The organism is Vibrio sp. MMH1-50, from assembly GCF_022347645.1.
Lineage (GTDB): Bacteria > Pseudomonadota > Gammaproteobacteria > Enterobacterales > Vibrionaceae > Vibrio > Vibrio harveyi.
On record NZ_JAKRGG010000003.1, the window covers coordinates 165139 to 185580 of the forward strand.

14 protein-coding genes are annotated in these 20442 nt (G+C 44.5%); 8 read left to right on the forward strand and 6 right to left on the reverse strand.

Annotation, left to right across the window (positions count from 1 at the left end; all coding sequences use genetic code 11):
• Window positions 1–69 precede the first annotated feature (69 nt).
• On the forward strand, window positions 70–366 hold the full coding sequence (gene yhbY, locus MHO32_RS04100; RefSeq protein WP_005425257.1) for a ribosome assembly RNA-binding protein YhbY: 297 nt from the start codon (window positions 70–72) through the stop codon (window positions 364–366).
• Between the two features lie 91 nt (window positions 367–457).
• Here the strand turns inward: yhbY and greA are convergent, their stop codons facing one another.
• The gene (gene greA, locus MHO32_RS04105; protein WP_005439449.1) at window positions 458–931 is read right to left on the reverse strand and encodes a transcription elongation factor GreA; all 474 of its coding nucleotides are present in this window, start codon (window positions 929–931) and stop codon (window positions 458–460) included.
• 537 nt (window positions 932–1468) lie between these two features.
• Here greA and MHO32_RS04110 point away from each other — a divergent pair.
• Both MHO32_RS04110 and dacB read left to right on the forward strand, forming a co-directional pair.
• On the forward strand, window positions 1469–2494 hold the full coding sequence (locus MHO32_RS04110) for a porin (RefSeq protein ID WP_017189156.1): 1026 nt from the start codon (window positions 1469–1471) through the stop codon (window positions 2492–2494).
• A gap of 116 nt (window positions 2495–2610) precedes the next feature.
• Window positions 2611–4035 (forward strand): serine-type D-Ala-D-Ala carboxypeptidase, encoded by a 1425-nt coding sequence (gene dacB, locus MHO32_RS04115; RefSeq protein WP_239210709.1) that lies wholly within the window; start codon window positions 2611–2613, stop codon window positions 4033–4035.
• On the opposite strand, the gene MHO32_RS04120 is transcribed toward dacB, so the two are convergent.
• Together MHO32_RS04120 and tyrS are read right to left on the reverse strand one after the other, a co-directional pair.
• Entirely contained in the window at window positions 4014–4859 is an 846-nt protein-coding gene (locus tag MHO32_RS04120) for a magnesium transporter (RefSeq protein WP_005449167.1), read from the reverse strand. The two genes, dacB and MHO32_RS04120, sit on opposite strands and share 22 nt — an antisense overlap.
• Window positions 4860–5283: 424 nt before the next feature.
• On the reverse strand, window positions 5284–6471 hold the full coding sequence (tyrS, locus tag MHO32_RS04125; RefSeq protein ID WP_017817694.1) for a tyrosine--tRNA ligase: 1188 nt from the start codon (window positions 6469–6471) through the stop codon (window positions 5284–5286).
• Window positions 6472–6601: 130 nt separating this feature from the next.
• On the opposite strand from tyrS, the gene MHO32_RS04130 reads away from it, so the two are divergent.
• Complete coding sequence (locus MHO32_RS04130) at window positions 6602–7891, forward strand: peptidoglycan DD-metalloendopeptidase family protein (protein ID WP_005449171.1); 1290 nt, start codon at window positions 6602–6604, stop codon at window positions 7889–7891.
• A gap of 36 nt (window positions 7892–7927) precedes the next feature.
• Here the strand turns inward: MHO32_RS04130 and MHO32_RS04135 are convergent, their stop codons facing one another.
• From MHO32_RS04135 to erpA, 3 genes are all read right to left on the reverse strand, one after another.
• The gene (locus MHO32_RS04135) at window positions 7928–11056 is read right to left on the reverse strand and encodes an efflux RND transporter permease subunit (protein ID WP_239210710.1); all 3129 of its coding nucleotides are present in this window, start codon (window positions 11054–11056) and stop codon (window positions 7928–7930) included.
• Window positions 11057–11065: 9 nt separating this feature from the next.
• The gene (locus MHO32_RS04140; protein ID WP_005449173.1) at window positions 11066–12181 is read right to left on the reverse strand and encodes an efflux RND transporter periplasmic adaptor subunit; all 1116 of its coding nucleotides are present in this window, start codon (window positions 12179–12181) and stop codon (window positions 11066–11068) included.
• Window positions 12182–12294: 113 nt separating this feature from the next.
• Window positions 12295–12636, reverse strand: coding sequence for an iron-sulfur cluster insertion protein ErpA (gene erpA, locus MHO32_RS04145; protein ID WP_005449174.1), 342 nt, complete (start codon window positions 12634–12636; stop codon window positions 12295–12297).
• Between the two features lie 246 nt (window positions 12637–12882).
• Between erpA and hemL the strand changes: the two genes are divergently transcribed.
• From hemL to MHO32_RS04165, 4 genes are all read left to right on the forward strand, one after another.
• Window positions 12883–14178, forward strand: a complete 1296-nt coding sequence (gene hemL / locus MHO32_RS04150; RefSeq protein ID WP_005449175.1) for a glutamate-1-semialdehyde 2,1-aminomutase — start codon at window positions 12883–12885, stop codon at window positions 14176–14178.
• 359 nt (window positions 14179–14537) lie between these two features.
• Window positions 14538–15623, forward strand: coding sequence for an AI-2E family transporter (locus tag MHO32_RS04155; protein WP_005449176.1), 1086 nt, complete (start codon window positions 14538–14540; stop codon window positions 15621–15623).
• 76 nt (window positions 15624–15699) lie between these two features.
• The gene (rsmC, locus tag MHO32_RS04160) at window positions 15700–16725 is read left to right on the forward strand and encodes a 16S rRNA (guanine(1207)-N(2))-methyltransferase RsmC (RefSeq protein WP_172580193.1); all 1026 of its coding nucleotides are present in this window, start codon (window positions 15700–15702) and stop codon (window positions 16723–16725) included.
• Between the two features lie 227 nt (window positions 16726–16952).
• Window positions 16953–20339: a response regulator gene (locus MHO32_RS04165; RefSeq protein WP_009698734.1), complete on the forward strand. Its 3387-nt coding sequence runs from the start codon at window positions 16953–16955 to the stop codon at window positions 20337–20339.
• Window positions 20340–20442 lie beyond the last annotated feature (103 nt).

The following is a 20442-nucleotide window of genomic DNA, read 5'->3' on the forward strand; positions in this document are numbered from 1 at the left end:
AGTCTTCAGCAATAGATGGCGTTAAAATAGCTTTTTTCAACCCTTATTTTAAAGAAAATTGGCCGCGTAATGAACCTAAGCACCAAACAAAAGCAGCACCTAAAAGGCCTGGCTCACAGTTTAAAACCTGTTGTGCTAATGGGCGCAAATGGACTTACAGAAGCCGTGCTAGCAGAAATTGAAATCGCTCTTGACCACCACGAACTGATCAAAATTAAAGTTGCATCAGAAGACCGTGAGACAAAACAGCTGATCATCGACGCTATCGTACGTGAGACGGGCGCTGAAAAAGTTCAGACAATCGGTAAGGTACTTGTGCTATACCGCCAGTCTGAAGAGCGTAAAATCGAAATCCCACGTAAGTAATATCTGCTTGCGCAGCGGAAGAAGAAAAGGTCGCCATGGGCGACCTTTTTTGCATCTAGAGTTTATTTCAACTAACCGTTAGAACACGAAGTTAGATGTACTCAACGCTGTCGATTTCGAAGTCTTTCGCTCCGCCAGGAGTTTGAATAACAACTTCGTCACCTTCCATTTTACCGATCAAGCCACGAGCAATTGGCGAGCTAATCGAAATACGACCCGCTTTAATATCTGCTTCGTCATCACCCACGATTTGGTAGGTTTTCTCTTCTTCTGTATCACAGTCAATCAGAGTAACGGTTGAACCAAAAATCACCTTACCAGTGTTGTCCATCGTTGTTACGTCAATGACTTGAGCAACAGATAGCTTGTATTCAATGTCACGAATTTGTGCTTCACAGATCCCCTGCTCTTCACGAGCGGCGTGGTATTCTGCGTTTTCCTTCAAGTCGCCTAGTTCACGCGCTTCTGCGATTGCTTCTGAAATTTGCGGGCGAAGCTTTAGTAGACGATCGAGTTCTGTACGTAGCAACTGTTCGCCACGTAGTGTCATTGGAACTTTTTCCATTATATAACCTCAAGGCCAAAGGTGTCTTTGGACAAAAAAATCCCACCCAATCATAGGGACTGGGTAGTACGTTCAAAGATTCTGTTTTGGTTAGTTTAAACAAACTAGGGTGTGAAATCACCTTAATTCGATTTCGCGACTCAGTTGTGTGGTTAATACCACGCCATCAATCGTTTTTAGATTTACGCATCATCGCAATTTATTGAAAAACAACACTGTTCATTACACTAAAAACATCAAAAAAGATAAAAACAAATCAATGTCAGACCAATGTTAGGCAAGATATAATCATTTAAAAACAAAACTTTAAGATGAAATAACAACCAATTGAACAGTGTTCATTAGTTGGATTTATATCATTTTACTAACTCATAAGGAAACTTTAGCAGTAAAACATGTCCGGCAAGTTATTTCGTTATGGCTTTTTCGAGTGTGGGCATTTGCCGCGAATGAAACTATACGAACAACAATAGCTTGTGAGAGATAACCTCTCCCCCATAAAACAATGATTATGGACAGCTAACTAGGACAAATAAGATGAAAAAGACTCTAATTGCTCTTTCTGTATCTGCAGCAGCTATGGCAACTGGCGTTAACGCAGCTGAACTTTACAACCAAGACGGCACTTCTCTAGAAATGGGCGGTCGTGCTGAAGCACGTCTATCTATGAAAGATGGCGACGTAGCGGACAACTCTCGTATCCGTCTAAACTTCCTTGGCACACAAGCAATCAACGACAACCTATACGGTGTTGGTTTCTGGGAAGGTGAATTCACTACTAACGAACAAGGTGGTGTTGATAGCGACGTAAATAAAGACAGCAGTAACCTTGACACTCGTTACGCATACGCTGGTCTAGGCGGTGCATTCGGTGAAGTTACTTACGGTAAAAACGACGGTGCGCTAGGCGTTATCACTGACTTCACAGATATCATGGCGTACGCTGGTAACTCTGCTGCTGACAAACTAGCTGCAGCTGACCGTTCAGACAACATGCTGTCTTACAAAGGTCAATTCGAAAACCTAGCAGTTAAAGCTAGCTACCGTTTCGCTGACCGCGTAGAAAACAAAGCTGGTACTGAATACACTGACAACGGCGAAGATGGCTACTCTCTATCTGCTATCTACACTCTAGGCGACACTGGTCTTGACCTAGGTGCTGGTTACGCGGATCAATCTGACGCTAACGAATACATGCTTGCTGCTTCTTACACAATGAACGACCTATACTTTGCAGGTCTATTCACTGACGGTGAAAAAGAAGCAACATTCAAGAAAACTGTAGATTACACTGGTTACGAACTAGCAGGTGCTTACACTCTAGGTCAAACAGTGTTCACAACGACGTACAACAACGCAGAAACTAACAACGAAACTTCTGCAAACAACTTCGCAGTTGACGCGTCTTACTACTTCAAGCCTAACTTCCGTGGTTACGTATCGTACAACTTCAACCTAATTGATGCTGGCGATGCTATGGGCTCAACGACTTCTGCTAACTACAAAGCAACGAAGATCGATTCTGAAGACGAGCTAGCTCTAGGTCTACGTTACGACTTCTAATTCAGTCTTACGACTTGAAGATAAAATGCTCGCTTATGCGGGCATTTTTTATATCCAGAATTCTGCGATTTTTCGGTATATACTCAATTGCATAACTAACCTCACGAACTATTACTATGCGCTTACGTTGGTCATTGTTACTACTCTCTAGCCTTACTCCACTTCTTTCTTTTGCTTATCCCCACCAAGAGGTGCTGCCAGACGGAGCACGTATCAGTTTGGTTGCTGAAAAACTTAATGGGCAAAGTGAGCTAAAAGGCATTCATCCTACTGAGCAGTATTTCCCCCCAGCAAGTACATTAAAAGTTGTCACAGCCTTGGCAGCAAAGCTTGAGCTGGGCAATGGCTTTACTTTTCGTACAACGTTAGAAAGCTCAAACTCTGATGCCGTCTTCACTTTTTCCGGCGATCCTACGCTTGTAACGCAAGATCTTAAAACCATGCTGACACGAGCGAAAAAAAACGGTCTAAACCGAATCAATGGGGATCTTTGGTTAGATAACAGCGCTTTTACTGGCTACAACCGTGCCGTTGGATGGCCATGGGATATTCTAGGCGTTTGCTATAGCGCACCAGCATCTGCTGTGACACTGAATGAAAATTGCGTTCAAGCATCGATATACACACAAAAAAACGGTACAACTCGTGTTTATGTTCCTGAGCATCAACCAATTAATGTCACCACCAGCGCTCAAACCGTGTCAAAAAGCGTCCAGAAGAGCCGTCATTGTGATTTGGAGCTCATCGCTAACCCAAACAACCAATATCAACTAACCGGCTGCTTAGTAGATCGTGGCGATAAACCACTCCCCCTCAAGTTTGCAGTGCAAGACCCTGAAGGTTACACAAGCCAAAAAGTAGAGAAATTGCTCAAGCAAGTCGGCATTTCATTAAAAGGAAAAATTCGAGTCGGCAAAGCACCTGAAAAGTCACGCAAGTTATTGGCAGTACACAAATCAAAACCATTACCACAGTTGCTTGATGAGATGTTAAAACGCTCAGATAACTTAATTGCCGATACTCTTACTAAAACACTTGGCGCTAAGTTCTTTGTGCAACCTGGCAGTTTTACTAACGGCACTGAAGCAATCAAACAAATCATTTTCTCCAATACGGGGATCGACATTCGCAATGCCCGATTAGAAGATGGGTCAGGTTTATCACGCAATAACCGCATTTCAGCGAAGTCGATGGCTGCTATCTTGCGCTACATTTGGCAACACGAACAAGAACTCAACTTGATAGCAATTATGCCAAAGTCCGGTGAATCAGGAACATTGCAGTACCGCCAGAGTATGCGTAAAGCTCCTATTAAAGGACAGTTGATTGCAAAAAGCGGGTCCTTGTACGGCACGTACAATATGGCGGGGTATGGGCTTGATAAAAACGGCAAACCAAACACGCTATTTGTTCAGTTTGTGTCGGACTATTTCCCAGAAAAAAGGGACGATAACAAGCCTGTCGTCGCCCCGATTACTCATTTTGAGAAATTGTTTTACCAAGACATTGTGAGTTTTAGTCAGGCAATGCCTAAGAAGTAGTTCACCACGGTAAAGTAGATCCACATACCTGAGATATCGACGATCGATGCTAATACTGGGCTCACCAATACGGCGGGGTCCAGTTTACATGCACGCGCTATGATAGGAAGTAATCCTCCAAGTGTGGTTGAGATAGTCACCTGAATAAATAACGCAACCGCAATGGCTAATGCGATATCTTCCAGTGCAAAGCCCCCTGTTGATTGCCCACCACTAAATAGCATGATTCGACCAATCATCACGATCGCAATCGCCAAGGCAATAAACAGCGCTACGCGACTTTCTTTCCACAAAACTTCTAACCATTGGCGTTTCTTTAACTCTCCAGTGGCGAGTGCGCGAATGACTAAGGTCGCAGCCTGAGTTCCGGTATTACCACCAGCAGCAGCGATTACGGGCATATACACGGCAAGCAATACAAGTTGACTTAAAGTGTCCTCATACTGAGCAATGATCAAACCCGACACTATCCCTAAAAGGGCAAGAGCAATGATCCAACCAATACGCTGCTTCACATGTTCCAACACACTAGTCGATAAGTAGCCATCTGGTGTATCGACTTCCGACATATGCAAACCTAATTGGTGAGCATAGTGACGAGCACGTTTATCATATCCAGCTTGTTCAAGTTGAGCGATAAGGCTATTCACATAGCCAACCGAGCAGTGCTGCAAAATACCAACCGCCTCATCAATAGGCATGATCGTTAGTAGGTGCAATTGTTGCTCTTGTTCGTATTGCAAAAAGGCATTACGAGCGGCACCAATCTCCACTTCTGAGAAGTTTGGTGTTGTTTCAATAAAAGTGTTGTTCATTACCGTCATGGCGAATCTCCCGATTGGCATTGGTAACGACCATCGACAACGCACGCAAAAAGCTTTCTGCACACCCGACTTGTATAAATACAAATGCAGGACGCGCGAAAACATCAATGCCAAAGCACTGTCTATTCAGAATTTATGAAAGGAAATAATAAAAGGAAAACTAGAAGAAAAGATGCCTCACCACTAAGGTAAGGCGGAGATCGCCAATACCGAAGCGGGTTATTTCGCTCCCTTAATCTTACTCACCCAACAACTGGGAGGATGGTCGGTATTGTTCATGTAAATCTCCGATAAAGCTGCTCACGTAGCAGCGCGCGTATAGTAACAAAGTTCGACCATTTTTACAGTCAATCTCGCGTGTATTCACCAAATTTTAATACAAAAAAAGCGCCTATAAGGCGCTTTCATTTTGAACAGTTATTGATTACTTAATAGTAATACGTGCGAATTTACGTTTACCTACTTGGAATACGTAAGTGCCTGCTCCAGGAACAAACTTCGCATCAGCAACTTTCTCGCCTTCGATCTTAGCTGCGCCTTGCTTAACCATGCGCATAGCTTCAGAAGTTGAAGCACATAGACCCGCTTCTTTCAATAGGTTTGCTACTGGCGTGCCAGTCTCAAAATCAAACTCTGGCATTTCGTCAGGAATTTGGTTTTTCGCGAAACGGTTAACGAACTCTTGCTCTGCCGCATCTGCATCTGCTTCACTGTGGAAGCGTGCAATGATTTCTTTTGCTAGCAGTACTTTGATATCACGAGGGTTCTTGCCTGCTTCTACATCCGCTTTAAATTGTGCAATTTCTTCTAGAGGACGGAAAGACAACAGCTCGTAGTAGCTCCACATTAGATCATCAGAGATGGACATGATCTTACCAAACATTTCGCTTGGTGCTTCGCTGATACCAATGTAGTTACCAGAAGATTTAGACATCTTCTTCTCACCATCTAGACCGACTAGAAGTGGCATCATAAGAACAACTTGTGGTTTTTGACCGTGAGATTTTTGCAACTCGCGACCCATCAGTAGGTTGAACTTCTGGTCAGTACCACCCAGTTCAACGTCAGTTTCCATTGCTACTGAGTCCCAACCTTGAAGTAGTGGGTACATGAACTCATGGATAGCAATTGGCTGACCACCAGCGTAACGCTTTTTAAAATCATCACGCTCTAGCATACGAGCAACAGTTTGGTTTGCAGCAAGACGGATCATGCCTTCTGCACCAAGCTCAGATAGCCACTCAGAGTTGAACTGAATTTTTGTCTTAGCTGGGTCTAGGATTTTGAACACTTGTTCTTTGTACGTTTCTGCGTTACGTAGCACGTCTTCACGGCTTAACGGTGGACGAGTTGTGTTCTTACCTGTTGGGTCACCAACCATTGCAGTGAAATCACCGATAAGGAATGTCACTTCATGACCTAGTTCTTGGAACAAGCGAAGCTTATTGAAAATAACCGTATGGCCTAGGTGAATGTCAGGTGCTGTTGGATCGGCGCCCAATTTAATACGTAGAGGACGACCTTCTTTAAGTTTTGCGATCAGCTCTTCTTCTGGAATCAGCTCTTCAACACCGCGCTTAATCTCGGCTAGTGCAGCTTCAATGCTCGCCATTCTTGTTCACTCCCACAGATTTGGCAAAAATATAATAGCTGAACATCTTACTTGAATAGCGATGCATTTTGAAACACGTTAGACTAGGTAGTTGTCAATTTTTACGTTTAATTTAGTAATCAAGTACCTCATGCATTCGATTTTTGTCCGACTCCCACTCTTGCACAAAGTACTGATCGGCTTTTTTAGTGCGCTTATCATCGTCGCGCTATTTTTCTTACCCGATCCGCAAGACCTCGATCCGCAGCAAAGCCGCCTTAAAGTTGGCGAGCATTATCCAGTGTCGATATCTGTCGAATCACCAGAGCGCAGCGCTTCTTCTAATCTTCCTTCTGTCTTGCGTTGGGAAACATATAAGGTCAAAAATGGGGAAAGTGCAGCGGTACTTTTTAACCGCGTCGGCTTATCCCCTCGTCTTTTGCATGAACTGATCACTTCAGATAAAGAAATCAAACAGCAGCTCTCTCGTCTTCGTCCAGGAGATAAGCTGAAATTTGGGTTTGATGAAAACAACGACTTTGTTCAACTTCAACGCACGCTGAATGCGTTTGAAACTTTCCGCATTAAGCTGCAAGGCAACAAATACGTCTCAGAGATCGATAAAAAAGAAGTCGATTATCAGTACAACTACGCTGAAGCGACGATTAAATCTAACTTCTGGAATGCCGGTATTTCATCTGGGTTGAATGCAAACCAAATTATGGAGCTGGCAGGCATTTTTGGTTGGGACATCGACTTTGCATTGGATATTCGTAAAAACGATACTTTCCGTGTGCTTTACCAAGAAGAAGTCGTCGAAGGTGAAGTCATTGGGCGAGGAAAAATTATTGCTGCAGTGTTTAAGAACCAAGGTGATACCTTTACTGCAATTTTGGATGAAAAGAGCGGCAAGTATTACGATGAAAATGGTCGAGCCATGAAGAAAGCCTTTTTGCGTGCGCCATTGGACTTCCGTCGCGTAACGTCTAATTTCAACCCTCGTCGTTTACACCCTGTCACTGGTAAGGTTCGTCCTCACCGAGGCACCGACTACGCTGCGCCTGTTGGCACACCGATCTGGGCTGCTGGTGATGGTGTGGTACAAAAGTCTGCCTACAATAAGTTTAACGGCAACTATGTGTTCATCAAACACAGCAACACTTACATTACCAAATACCTGCATTTAACTAAACGCATGGTTAAGACAGGACAGCGAGTGAAACAAGGACAAACCATTGGTACGCTCGGCGGCACTGGGCGGGTTACGGGACCTCACTTGCACTACGAATTCTTGGTAAACGGCGTACACAAGAACGCTAGAACAGTTAAGCTTCCGCAGTCAAAATCTTTAACGGGTAAAGCAAAACAAACCTTCATGGCGAACGCAAAAGTGAGCATGGCAAAACTAGAACGCTACAGTAAGTTGCTCGCAATGAAATAAATAAGTCGTGATTCACGACAATACCTAAGAGGCAGCTTACGCTGCCTCTTTTGTTTCAGGTTCGTCAATATTGTGCTCTCTACCTAGCATCAATAAACATGGAGTAAGCACTAGAGTTAACACGGTTGCAAATGCGAGCCCACCTGCAACTGCAGTTGCTAATTGAGACCACCACTGCGTACTCGGTGCACCAAATTCAATCTTCTGGTTAACTAAGTCGATGTTCATCTCTAGCACCATTGGCAGCAAGCCAAGTATCGTCGTTACTGTGGTCAACAATACAGGTCGCAGACGCTGTACTCCGGTACGCAAAATTGCCTCTGACTTTTCTAGCCCTCGTTTACGCATCTGATTGTAAGTATCTATCAATACAATATTGTTGTTCACAACAATCCCGGCCAGTGCGATCACCCCAATGCCCGACATAATAATGCCGAATGGCTTTTGGAAAATCAGCAATCCAGCAAACACACCGACCGTAGAGAAAAGCACTGCACTTAGGATCAAAAAGGCTTGATAGAAGCTATTAAACTGAGTAATCAAAATGAGCGCCATCACACCAAGAGCAACCATAAAAGCATTTTGCAAGAAAGCGGAAGAGTTCTCTTGCTCTTCGTTTTGCCCACGAATTTTAAACTCAATCCCAGCAGGTAAACCCAATTGCGCCACTTCCGCCGTTATCTTTGGTAGCTCCAGTGCGAGGTTATACCCCTCAACCATATCCGCTTTGATATTTACCACTCGGCGCCCATCAACTCGGCGAATCGTATCCTGCTTATGATCCGGTTTAATTTGAGCAAAGTTAGTAATCGGTACTAAGCCCGCAGCCGTTTTCACTCTTAGCTGATCAAAACGCCCAATATCACGCTTATCTTGCGGATAACGTACTAAGATATCGACTTCTTCATCGGCATCATCCGGAAGATAATCACCAATCTTCAAACCGTTGGTAACAAACTGAACGGTGTTTCCAACCAACGTTGCATCGGCCGCAAAGCGAGAAGCATCGTCTCTGCGGATATCAATCTGCCAATCAATTCCTTCTTTATTCGTTGTATCACTTAAGTTAGTTAACGCAGGGTTACGATCAGCCCAGTAACGAACCATTTTGGCGGCACTGTCCAATTGATCGATACTTGAGTTTTGCGCCGACATTTCAATCACGAGATCATGCTCAACTGGTGGTCCTGCATCGGGGAATTTGTATTCCAACTCAACACCGGAGAATTGATTGGTGGTTTGCTTAAGTTCCTCAATAATATCTTTGACTTTACGGCGATATTGCCAATCCACCGGCGTGATCTGAATTTGACCAATCTCATCACCATCATTTGAATCGGAACCAGTACGTGTGTAGACGCTTTCAAACTCATCATGCCCTAGCATTACTTTCTCAATTTCTTTCATTACGATGTCTTTCTCATTGATCGACAAATCACCATAAGAACGAACTTTGACCGTAAAGAAGGCGGGATCCACTTCAGGAAAGAACTCCGCACCTAAGCCGGCTTTGTTGTAAGTAAAGCCAACACCACCCGCGAGCAAAATTGCGCTGAGTAACACTTTCAATGGATGTCGGATCGCGATATACAGGGTTTGGTAATAAAGCTTGGTAATGCCTGTCGCTTTATCAAATTCACCATTATGCAGGTCAACCATCTCTTGCTGACGCTGTGCATCGACGACTTGAGGCTTACCAATGATTCCACCAATCACAGGGACGAAAAGTAATGCCATCATTAGCGAAGCACTGAGGGTTGCAATGAGAGTTAATGGTAAGTATTTCATGAACTCACCAGTAATATCCGGCCAAAATAGCAGTGGTGCAAACGCTGCCAAAGTGGTTGCTGTAGAAGCAGTAATCGGCCATGCCATACGTTTTGCTGCATCCCTATATGCTTCTTTACGTGGTGTGCCCTCTTGCATCCGCCTATCAGCAAATTCCGTAACAACAATGGCACCATCGACTAACATGCCTACAGCCATAATCAGTGCGAATAGCACCACGATGTTGACGGTCAAACCAAAAACCGACAACACCAATAAGCCAGTTAAGAAAGAGCCCGGAATAGAAATACCAACTAACAGTGCCGTTCGAACACCCAGAATGGCAATGATGACAATAACGACCAGAATAATTGCAGACAGAATGTTGTTTTGCAGATCGCTAAGCATCAGCTTAACGTCATCAGACTGATCCCAAGTGTATTTAACTTGCAGGTTATTCGGCCAACCAGTCTGCTTTTGCGCTTCAATCAGAACTTGTTTAACGAGCTCAACCGTTTCTATGATGTTTTCACCGGCACGCTTTTTCACATTGAGCACCACCGCTGGTTCACCATCTAGCCGAGCAAAACTTTCAGGGTCACGGAAGGCTCGGCGCACTGTCGCGACATCACCAAAAGTGATCACCTCTTTGCCATTTACCTTGATCGGCAGCTCTAATACATCTTTTAACGAATCGAATACGGAAGGGACTTTAACCGAGAAGCGACCATAACCAGTATCGACAAAGCCAGCAGCAACCACTCGGTTGTTTAAAGCAATCAAATTGTAGATATCGGCTTGATCCAAACCGTAACTTTCCATCAATAACGGATCGACCACGATCTCAACGATATCTTCGCGATCCCCCGCAATATCGACTTCCAATACCTGACGATAGCTTTCCAACGTATCACGTAAAGCTCGTGCGATTTGTACTGTTGTACGCTCAGGGACTGTGCCATACAGAACCAGAGTGAGGACAGGCTCTTCAGATGCGAATGTTACTTCGTTAACTGTTGGCTCATCACTGTCTTCAGGCAATTTAGGTTTAGCAAGATCCACCGCATCACGAACATCAGCCATAGCTTCAGCTAAGTCAACGCCGACACTGAACTCTAGAGTAACCGACGCATGTCCCTCTGAAGCAATCGCGGTCATCTCCTTAACGCCTTCTATTGAACGAAGCTCTTGCTCTATCGGACGAACCAATAAGCGCTCCGCATCGGTCGGGGAAATACCTTGGTGACTAACCGAAACATAGATAATAGGGATGGTAATGTCGGGGCTCGATTCTTTCGGAATCGTAATGTAGGTGATCACTCCGGCAATCAAAATCATCACCAACAATGTAAGCATGGTACGTGCACGCGATAACGCAGCATCAATCAAAGCAAACATATTGCCTCCTTATTGCTGGTTCGCAGCTTCAATGGCATCGTCGACTTTTGTCGCCATCACTAAATCGCCATCACGTGCAAAGCCTTGTCCAAGCACAATGATGTCAACTTGGTCTCCTAAGCCGGATAACCAGACACCGTCTTTCTCAGCTTTGACCAGTTGGATAGGCACAAAGTGAACATGCTGATCACGAAGCGTTTTGATACCAAGATTGCCTTCTTCATCTAACGCCAACATGGCTGCGGTTACTTTCACTGCCAGAACTTCACTTAGCGACAGTACCACTTCAGCACTGACACCCGCAGGCATTGCACTCTCTCGATTATCAATCTCGATTTCTATAGGGAATGTGTTGGTCGAAGTTGAAGATACGCGCCCAATATAACGAATGGTGCCTTGATGATGGATGTTATCAATGGTTCTAACATCGGCTTGCTGACCTTGTTTTAAATACTGAATATGACGTTCACTCACATCCGCTTCAATGACTAACTTCTCTAAGTCAATTACAGTGGCTATTGGGTCGCCGACGCCAACGAAATCTCCCACTTCAACGAATCGATGGTCCAGAATGCCGTCAAAAGGGGCTCTTACTTTGGTATTTTTAAGTGCAGTTTCAACATTACTTAAGTTTGCTCGGGCATCGACAAGTGCCGCTTGAGCAGTGGCAAAAGCAACTTCACCTTGCAACCCTCTATTCTTCAAAGATTCTGCGGCTTTAAATTCTTTTTCTTTTACACGCAGCATTGCTTTGGCGCGTTTAAGTTGAATATCTAGATCGCGCTCATCAATGTTGGCAATCACCTGCCCTTGTTTAACACTTTGTCCTTTTTGCACGTTCAAGCTCACAATCTTACCTGCGACTTCTGCCCCTAAACGAGCTTGCCGATTCGGCGCAGTTCGACCGTAAAGTTCAATCGTTTTACTGGTTGGTTGTGCTTCAAAAGAGTTGAACATCACCTTTGCGACAGGCGTATCATCTGATTGAGAGGATGGAGAAGAGACCGATTCGTCTTGTGCATTGAGTTGACCCATTGCGAGCCAAGCAGCCAAAGCGATAACAAGCGTTAGAGAGACTAGCCATGGACGTTCGACAAAACGACGTCCGAAAGAAGTTCCAGACATATAAAGTCCTTTTTATTTTTACCCCCACTTCATCATGAAAGCGAGGGGGCGTTTACGTGACTTCCTGCTACGTAAAACTCAGGCAGCCGATTGGCTGCCTGTTGTCGTATTAATTACACACTGAATGATGCACCACAACCACAGGTTGTCGTCGCATTTGGGTTATTAACGAAGAAGCGAGCTCCTTCTAAACCTTCTGTGTAATCAACCACGCCACCGATTAAGTATTGCAGGCTCATTGGGTCTACAACCAGTGTTACGCCACTGTTTTCGATCGTAGTATCACCTTCATTTACGCTCTCATCAAATGTGAAGCCATATTGGAAACCGCTACAGCCGCCGCCAGTAATGTATACGCGTAACTTCAGTGCTGGGTTTTCTTCTTCCGCAATCAGCGCTTTAACGCGTGATGCTGCTGCATCAGAAAAAGACAATGGTACGTTTACTTCGCTCACGAAGACCTCTCTCACTCGTGTAATGCGTCAAGCCTGTAGCGAGACGTCAAATTTGTGCTAATTAGAGCGATTATCCAATACCTGACCAACTCGTTCAAGTATTCACCGACGATTCTTTAGATCAGATGCTGATATGTAAGATTACACCGCCAGACAACACATAAATTACCCAAAACGTTTCTAACTTGAGATTAGCTAGGTACAATGCGCTCCACTTGGTCCGAGCAATCAAAAGAGGATAACCCCATGACCAAATCATCAGAGCTATATCAAAAGGCTCAGCAAACCATTCCTGGCGGTGTGAACTCACCAGTTCGTGCATTCAACGGCGTTGGCGGTTCTCCGCTATTTATCGAACGAGCAGACGGTGCCCTGATTTTTGATGCCGATGGTAAAGCGTACATTGATTACGTTGGCTCTTGGGGTCCTATGATTCTAGGTCACAACCACGCAGTTATCCGTGAAGCAGTTATCGATGCTGCACAACGCGGCCTAAGTTTCGGTGCGCCAACTGAAATGGAAATTGCCATGGCCGAGCTTGTATCTGAGCTAGTGCCATCTATGGAACAAATCCGCATGGTAAGTTCTGGTACGGAAGCAACAATGAGTGCTATCCGTCTTGCTCGTGGCTTTACTGGTCGTGACAAGATCATGAAGTTCGAGGGCTGTTACCATGGTCATGCAGACAGCTTGCTAGTAAAAGCAGGTTCAGGTGCACTAACTCTAGGTCAACCAAGTTCTCCTGGCGTTCCTGCCGATTTTGCAAAGCACACACTAACGGCAACATTCAACGACTTAGATTCAGTACGTGAACTATTCGCCGCAAACAAAGGCGAAATCGCATGTATCATCGTTGAGCCAGTAGCGGGCAACATGAACTGTATCCCTCCAGTAGAAGGCTTCCACGAAGGTCTACGCGAAATCTGTGACCAAGAAGGTGCTCTACTGATTTTTGATGAAGTAATGACAGGCTTCCGTGTAGCTCTAGGTGGCGCGCAAGCACACTACAACATCAAACCAGATCTAACGACACTAGGTAAAGTGATCGGTGGCGGTATGCCAGTGGGTGCTTTTGGTGGTCGTAAAGAAGTCATGCAATATGTTGCGCCAACAGGTCCTGTATACCAAGCGGGCACACTTTCCGGTAACCCAGTAGCAATGGCGGCAGGCTTTGCATGTTTGAACCTGCTAAAAGAAGAAGGTAACGAGAAACGTCTTGCTGCAAAAACCAAACAACTTGCTGAAGGCTTCAAAGCTCTTGCTGAAAAACACGGCATCCCAATGGTAGTAAACCAAGTGGGTGGCATGTTTGGTTTCTTCTTCACTGACCAAGAAACCGTAACGTGCTACGAAGACGTGACTAAGTGCGATGTCGAGCGCTTTAAGCGTTTCTTCCACCTAATGCTAAAACACGGTGTATACCTTGCACCATCAGCATTCGAAGCAAGCTTTACTTCTCTTGCTCACGGTTCAAAAGAAATCGACGCAACACTAGAAGCTGCGGATCGTTGTTTCGCAATTCTGGCAGAAGAATCAAAATAAGCGTTCCTTCCCAGAACATAAATTCCCAAAAAAGGACCTTCGAGGTCCTTTTTTATTATTTGAATTATGCTTGCCAATTAAAGATGACTAAGATGGCAAGAATCCCAAGAACAATCCCAAACCAAGGAATGCGTCTGGTCTTCTTTTCGCTCTGGCATTTCTTATCGCTGTTACAACAACCCATTTTTCCATCTCTTGATTGATAACCACCTGATTTGTGGTCATTATAACAAGGTCAACTGCACCTTCCCAATTCAGCTATGTCATAAGCTTGAAAGAATCGTCGGTGCAAAGTAATAAAGATTTTGCGCTGTGGTATAAGGCGTAAACGTAAATATTCCGTAATTTGGATTAATCACATGCCGAATAATGTAAAAATCACGTCGAGTCATCGAGTGCTAGTTGTTGCGCTGCTCGCCGCTGCTTTTGCCTGCTATTTGTTGGTCGAACCTTACATCAACTCGATCGTCATGGCGTTTATCATTTCACTGCTCATGTTCCCAATACATGAATGGTTTGAACGAAAACTACCTAATCACAAAAACTTGGTCTCACTGCTCTCTTGTGTGGTTTTAACCTTTATTATCGTGATTCCATTACTATTTGTTTTTGCCGCTATCGTGCAGCAAGGTTCGGTATTTTCGCAAAATACCTACAAGTGGGTAACCAATGGTGGCATCCAAGATATTTTCCAACATCCTTGGGTAGTCAAAGGTTTAGCGTTGGTTAATGAGTACTTACCTTTCGACAAAATCGAACCACAAGCCATCGCAGAAAAGATCGGGCAATTCGCAACATCATTTGGTTCAAACCTTGTAGCTATAAGCGCAAAAATCCTAGGTGATGCAACGAATTTCCTAATGGATTTCTTCCTAATGTTGTTCGTTTTGTTCTTCCTGTTACGTGACCACGACAAGATCATTTCAGCAATGCGTCATATTCTGCCCCTCTCACGCAGCCAAGAAGACAAAATTCTGACCGAGATTGAACAAGTCTCAAAATCCGCTGTAATGGGGTCATTCTTAACCGCGATTGCTCAAGGCTTTGCTGGTGGTATCGGTATGTGGCTTGCAGGCTTCCCTGGTTTATTCTGGGGAACCATGATGGGCTTTGCATCATTTATCCCTGTAGTTGGCACGGCACTAATTTGGATTCCAGCCGCAGCTTATTTGTTCTTAACCGGTGACACCACTTGGGCAATCTTCTTGACGGTATGGAGTGTCGTGGTAGTCGGGTCTATCGACAACCTATTACGCCCTCTGCTAATGCAAGGCAGCGCGGGTATGAACACGCTAATGATATTTTTCTCTCTATTGGGTGGTTTGCATCTATTTGGTTTGATCGGTCTTATCTACGGTCCACTGATTTTTGCCGTCACCATGGTGTTGTTTAACATCTACGAAGAAGAGTTTAAGGATTTCCTCAACCAACAAGACAACAGTTAGTCGCTGCTTAATCACTTCAAGCTTGGGGCAGATTGTGCGAAAATCTGCCCCTAATTATTTCTGATGAACCAAATTTATGTCTGCTTATATTGCTCCTAGCCAAATAGCTCAGCGCCAACTTGAGTACTTTAACGGAAAACACGTTTTAGTCGCTGGTGAAGTTGAAGATCTATTTCCTCTCGAGTTAGTGGCTCATTGTGAGTCAGTGGAGGTTTTTACTTCTAACTACAGCTACTACCGTCAAATTCGCACATCGAACAAGGTGAAGAGCCACTTTGGCTCAGAGTTTGATATTGAGACACAAGCAGACATGGTGCTTCTGTACTGGCCAAAAGCTAAATCTGAGGCAGAATACTTGCTGGCAATGTTGATGGCGAAACTTGGCATCAATACAGAAATCGTCGTCGTTGGTGAGAACCGTTCAGGAATCAAGAGCATTGAGAAAATGTTCAAAGAGTACGGTCCAGTGAACAAGTACGACTCAGCTCGCCGTTGCTCATTCTATTGGGGTACTTGCCTTAACCAGCCAAAGCCTTTCAATCAAGCAGATTGGTTTAAATCCTACACCGTCACTTTGGGTGAGCAATCACTTACGGTTAAGAGCCTTCCTGGTGTATTTAGCCATGGTGAGTTTGATTTAGGCAGTCGATTACTGCTTGAGACTTTACCTAAACTATCTGGCAAGGTGCTCGATTTTGGCTGTGGTGCAGGAGTGCTGGGTGCATTCATGGCAAAAGCCAACCCAGATATCGCGATTGAGATGTGTGATATTAACGCTTATGCCATCACATCAAGCCAAGCAACATTAGAAGCGAATGGCATAACTGGACGTGTGTTTGCTTCAGACATCTATTCCAATACGGCAAAAGATTATCGCTTTATCGTCAGTAATCCGCCGTTTCACAGTGGTCTAGATACAAACTACAACGCTGCGGAAACACTCTTGGGTCAAGCACCACAATACATGACTAAACAGGGTGAAATGGTGATTGTGGCAAACAGCTTCTTAAAATACCCACCAATTATTGAGCAAGCATTCAATAATTGCGAGACGCTAAATAAGACCAATAAATTCTCGATATACTACGCGAAAAAATCCTAATCTCTCTTTGCGCAGGTGAAATCCTGCGCAAACCTTTGCCAAAATTCATTCAACTCAACGAAAAACTGCGTCTCTCCCCACGCTTTCCAATCAACTTTCTTGTCAAAGAAAAAAAACTCGTTAATTTTGTTAATTCTATCGAATTTAACTTCTTGTCCGTTTTTAACGAGAACCTTGGCAAGCCCAGTAAATTGGTCGCTGCCCTTTTATGAGTTGTAATCTTATCCATGTTTAAATTCTACAAAAAGCAGAAATTTAAGCGCCTGCAAAGCACGCTAATGACCGCGTTTTTGGTTCTTAGTATCACGCCACTGACGATAACTGCGATTTTCTTCCTGCAATCACACAGTAAAGATCTTCAAGAACAAAGCACATCGCACCTTCTTTCAGTTCGTGATACCAAACAACAACAAATCATCGACTACTTTGCAGCTCAAGAGACTGAAGTCATGGGCTTCGTACGCTCCGAACTTGCTTACGCCAGCGGCGGACGATTCTACGGTTTGGTCAATGCGTTTAGTCGCTTGGGTCACGATATTGATGAAGCCAGAGAAAACGCACAGCAGCGCTATATCAAAGGCAGTGGCGATCAAATCAAAACCTCGATTTTACCGGAATCATCTAACTACGTTGGCAGCGAACGTTACCGCCTATTGCACAAACGTTACCACTGGGCATACCTAGAGCTGTTAAAGCGATCTGATTTTAATGACATTTTATTGGTTGATATCGATGGTAATGTCACTTACTCAATCAATAAAGACGACAACTATGGCACTAACCTACTGACAGGACGCTACAAAGATACGGCGCTAGGGCGCACCTTTAAACGTTTGTCTGAAGATGTGAGTGCACGTCGTAAGGTTAATGAAGATTACACGCCAGTTGTCGTGTCTGACTTTGATATCGAAAACGGTAAACAAGTCGCTTGGCTCGGCGCACCGATTGTCCAACAAGGCTACCTGCACAGCTATGCGATGTTCCGCTTACCAAACAACGGCATTACTAAGCTTATTGCTGAAATCAACCGCGATTCCTCGATTGAAACCTTACTAGTGGGCAGCGATCATAAACCTCGAACCATTAACACCAAACAGGAAGAAATCCAAAACAGCTTAGAGATTGTCGATAAAGCACTCGCAGGCGACACAGAAGTAGGTACTTACAGCAACCGCTTGGGTGAAGAGATGATTGCGGCATTTGCGCCAATTGAAACTCGCGGTCTAACTTGGGCGATTGTCGTACAACTTCCAGAAAAAGAAGCCTTTGCTCGAGTCCACCAGCTCGAGAAGCTGTTTGTTATTGCGATGCTGATTGCGATCATCTTGGTTGTGATCGCCTCACACTACTTATCTAATTTCATCACCTCCCCGCTTCTTAAGCTGACTTGGGCAGCAGAGAAAGTATCTGCTGGTGATCTGGACGAAACGACCTTTAATACAGAGCGTAAAGATGAAATCGGTCGACTCGCGATCAGCTTTGAGCGCATGCAACGCTCAATTCGAGAAAAGATCCAAACCATTAAGCAGCAAAATGAAGAGCTAGAAAGCAACATCAAATTGATCCAAAAGCAAAACGAAGAATTGCAGTTGGCAGATAAGCTGAAAGATGAGTTCCTAGCGACAACCTCTCACGAGTTACGTACACCATTACACGGTATGGTCGGCATTGCAGAGACTTTAGTATCTGGTGCTAATGGTGCAATTCCTGCGAGTCAAAAATACCAATTGGATATCATCATCAAAAGTGGTCAACGTTTGGCAAATCTTGTTGACGATTTATTGGATTACCACAAGATGCGCTATGGCAGCATGGATATCCAAAAATCGGCAGTGAGCCTAGCAAGTGCGACTCGCTTGGTGCTTGAGCTTTCAAGTCATCTACTAGGTAACAAGACGATTCGTATCATTAACCAGGTCCCTGCCGATCTAAAAGCGGTGTCTGCCGATCCACAACGCTTGGAACAAGTACTGTACAACCTAATTGGTAATGCAATTAAATATACTTCTGAAGGTAAGATCGTAATTTCTGCCACCGTCGTGGACGATCAAGTCCGCGTACAAGTGGTTGATACTGGCCAGGGTATCCCGGCTGAACATCTTGAGCATATCTTTGAACCTTTAATTCAAGCCGGCCAAGACGCTAGTCGCTACCGTCAAGGCGCTGGTTTGGGTTTATCAATCAGCCGTCAACTTATCGAATTGATGGGTGGATCGTTATATGTAAGTAGTCAACCAATGGTCGGCACTACATTTAGCTTTACTCTGCCACTTGCTAATGAAGAAGAGATTCAAGCAACACAGAGCCTTGCGGCGCGTGGACACTTCCAAATTCCAGAAGCGAACTTTGAAAACAACGACGACTTATCATTACCAGAGAACCCTGATGGTCCGCTGTTGTATGTTGCTGATGACGAACCGGTTAACTTACGCGTTCTCGAAAGCTTCCTAAGGCTTGAAGGCTACCGCGTACGCACTATTTCTGATGGTCCTGAAACACTTGCTTTAATCGAGCAAGAAAAACCAGAGTTGCTTCTACTCGATATCATGATGCCAGGCATGAGCGGCTACCAAGTATGTAGTGAGCTTAGAGAGACCTATGATCACGCAGAGCTTCCAATCATTATGTTGACGGCATTAAGTCAGACAGAAGATCGAGTAAGAGGCTTCGAAGCTGGTGCGAATGACTACTTAACCAAGCCATTCAATAAGCAGGAACTCGCCGCACGTATTCAAGCGCACTTAACCGCAAGTAAAGCAGAAATGCGCCACATCGAGAACAAGTTACTGGAATCGGAGCTGCGCCAGCGTGCTGAAGTAGAAGCTAGCTTGCTTGAGACTCAAGGTCGATTATTAGAACAACTAGAATCAGCACCTGAAGCCATTATTTGCCTTCGCGAGGATCAACGTATTCGCTTTGCGAACGAAGCGGCATGTAAGCTATTTAAACGCAGCTTAGAGCAGTTAAAACGCTCTTCGGCAGATGAACTTATTGCACCTAAATTCCTGACAGTTAAACAACCACATTACTGTGGCAAGATTGATATTTACATCGAAGATATTCGTCAAAACATTGAAGCAGACATTCTCAAATTACCTGAAGGCTCTGGTCTAGATGTTATGTACATCTTTAACGTAGGCGGTGGTGCAAACGCAGCTCGTATCCATAATCTAGAAACCGCGGTTGAAGTTCTATCAAGTTATGCGTTTGATGGTGATAAAGACCAATTGCAGAAGCTGAAAGAACTTGGCGGTGAGTTTACTCGCCTTGCAGATAAAGCATTGGGGAACAAGAAAGATAAACAAGAGCTGATGCGCGAAGTGTTGGTCGATACGATGACTCATGCATTGGAATACTGGGAATCAGTGACTGGAGAAACTAAGTTTGCTTTTGCGGAGCAAAGTGGTTTATGGCGTGTCTACCTCGACCGCAGTACGTTGCAAACTCGGACACTCGATAAATACATGCGCATTGAGACATTACCAAAAACACCGCGCTGGAGAACGGTTCTAAGCTCAATCGAGTTCATTCTTGAGCACTGTAAAGAACAAAGCCCTGAACGAGCTTACATTGAAGCGCAACGCGATAAAATGCAAAGGCTCCTTACAAGTTAATACCAAACAGCAAATACTAGCCCCGCCACTTAGGCGGGGCTTTTTTATCCCTGCCATTATCCATTGCGCAGTAATGCTTCTCCATACTCACCGTAAGAAGCAA

What these genes read in the sequence shown, in the direction of transcription:
- yhbY (WP_005425257.1), top strand. Translation starts at nt 70, where the DNA reads ATGAACCTAAGCACCAAACAAAAGCAGCACCTAAAAGGCCTGGCTCAC.
- hemL (WP_005449175.1), top strand. Translation starts at nt 12,883, where the DNA reads ATGACCAAATCATCAGAGCTATATCAAAAGGCTCAGCAAACCATTCCT.
- greA (WP_005439449.1), bottom strand. Translation starts at nt 931, where the DNA reads ATGGAAAAAGTTCCAATGACACTACGTGGCGAACAGTTGCTACGTACA.
- MHO32_RS04165 (WP_009698734.1), top strand. Translation starts at nt 16,953, where the DNA reads ATGTTTAAATTCTACAAAAAGCAGAAATTTAAGCGCCTGCAAAGCACG.
- MHO32_RS04135 (WP_239210710.1), bottom strand. Translation starts at nt 11,056, where the DNA reads ATGTTTGCTTTGATTGATGCTGCGTTATCGCGTGCACGTACCATGCTT.
- MHO32_RS04155 (WP_005449176.1), top strand. Translation starts at nt 14,538, where the DNA reads ATGCCGAATAATGTAAAAATCACGTCGAGTCATCGAGTGCTAGTTGTT.
- MHO32_RS04130 (WP_005449171.1), top strand. Translation starts at nt 6,602, where the DNA reads ATGCATTCGATTTTTGTCCGACTCCCACTCTTGCACAAAGTACTGATC.
- MHO32_RS04120 (WP_005449167.1), bottom strand. Translation starts at nt 4,859, where the DNA reads ATGACGGTAATGAACAACACTTTTATTGAAACAACACCAAACTTCTCA.
- rsmC (WP_172580193.1), top strand. Translation starts at nt 15,700, where the DNA reads ATGTCTGCTTATATTGCTCCTAGCCAAATAGCTCAGCGCCAACTTGAG.
- MHO32_RS04110 (WP_017189156.1), top strand. Translation starts at nt 1,469, where the DNA reads ATGAAAAAGACTCTAATTGCTCTTTCTGTATCTGCAGCAGCTATGGCA.
- tyrS (WP_017817694.1), bottom strand. Translation starts at nt 6,471, where the DNA reads ATGGCGAGCATTGAAGCTGCACTAGCCGAGATTAAGCGCGGTGTTGAA.
- MHO32_RS04140 (WP_005449173.1), bottom strand. Translation starts at nt 12,181, where the DNA reads ATGTCTGGAACTTCTTTCGGACGTCGTTTTGTCGAACGTCCATGGCTA.
- dacB (WP_239210709.1), top strand. Translation starts at nt 2,611, where the DNA reads ATGCGCTTACGTTGGTCATTGTTACTACTCTCTAGCCTTACTCCACTT.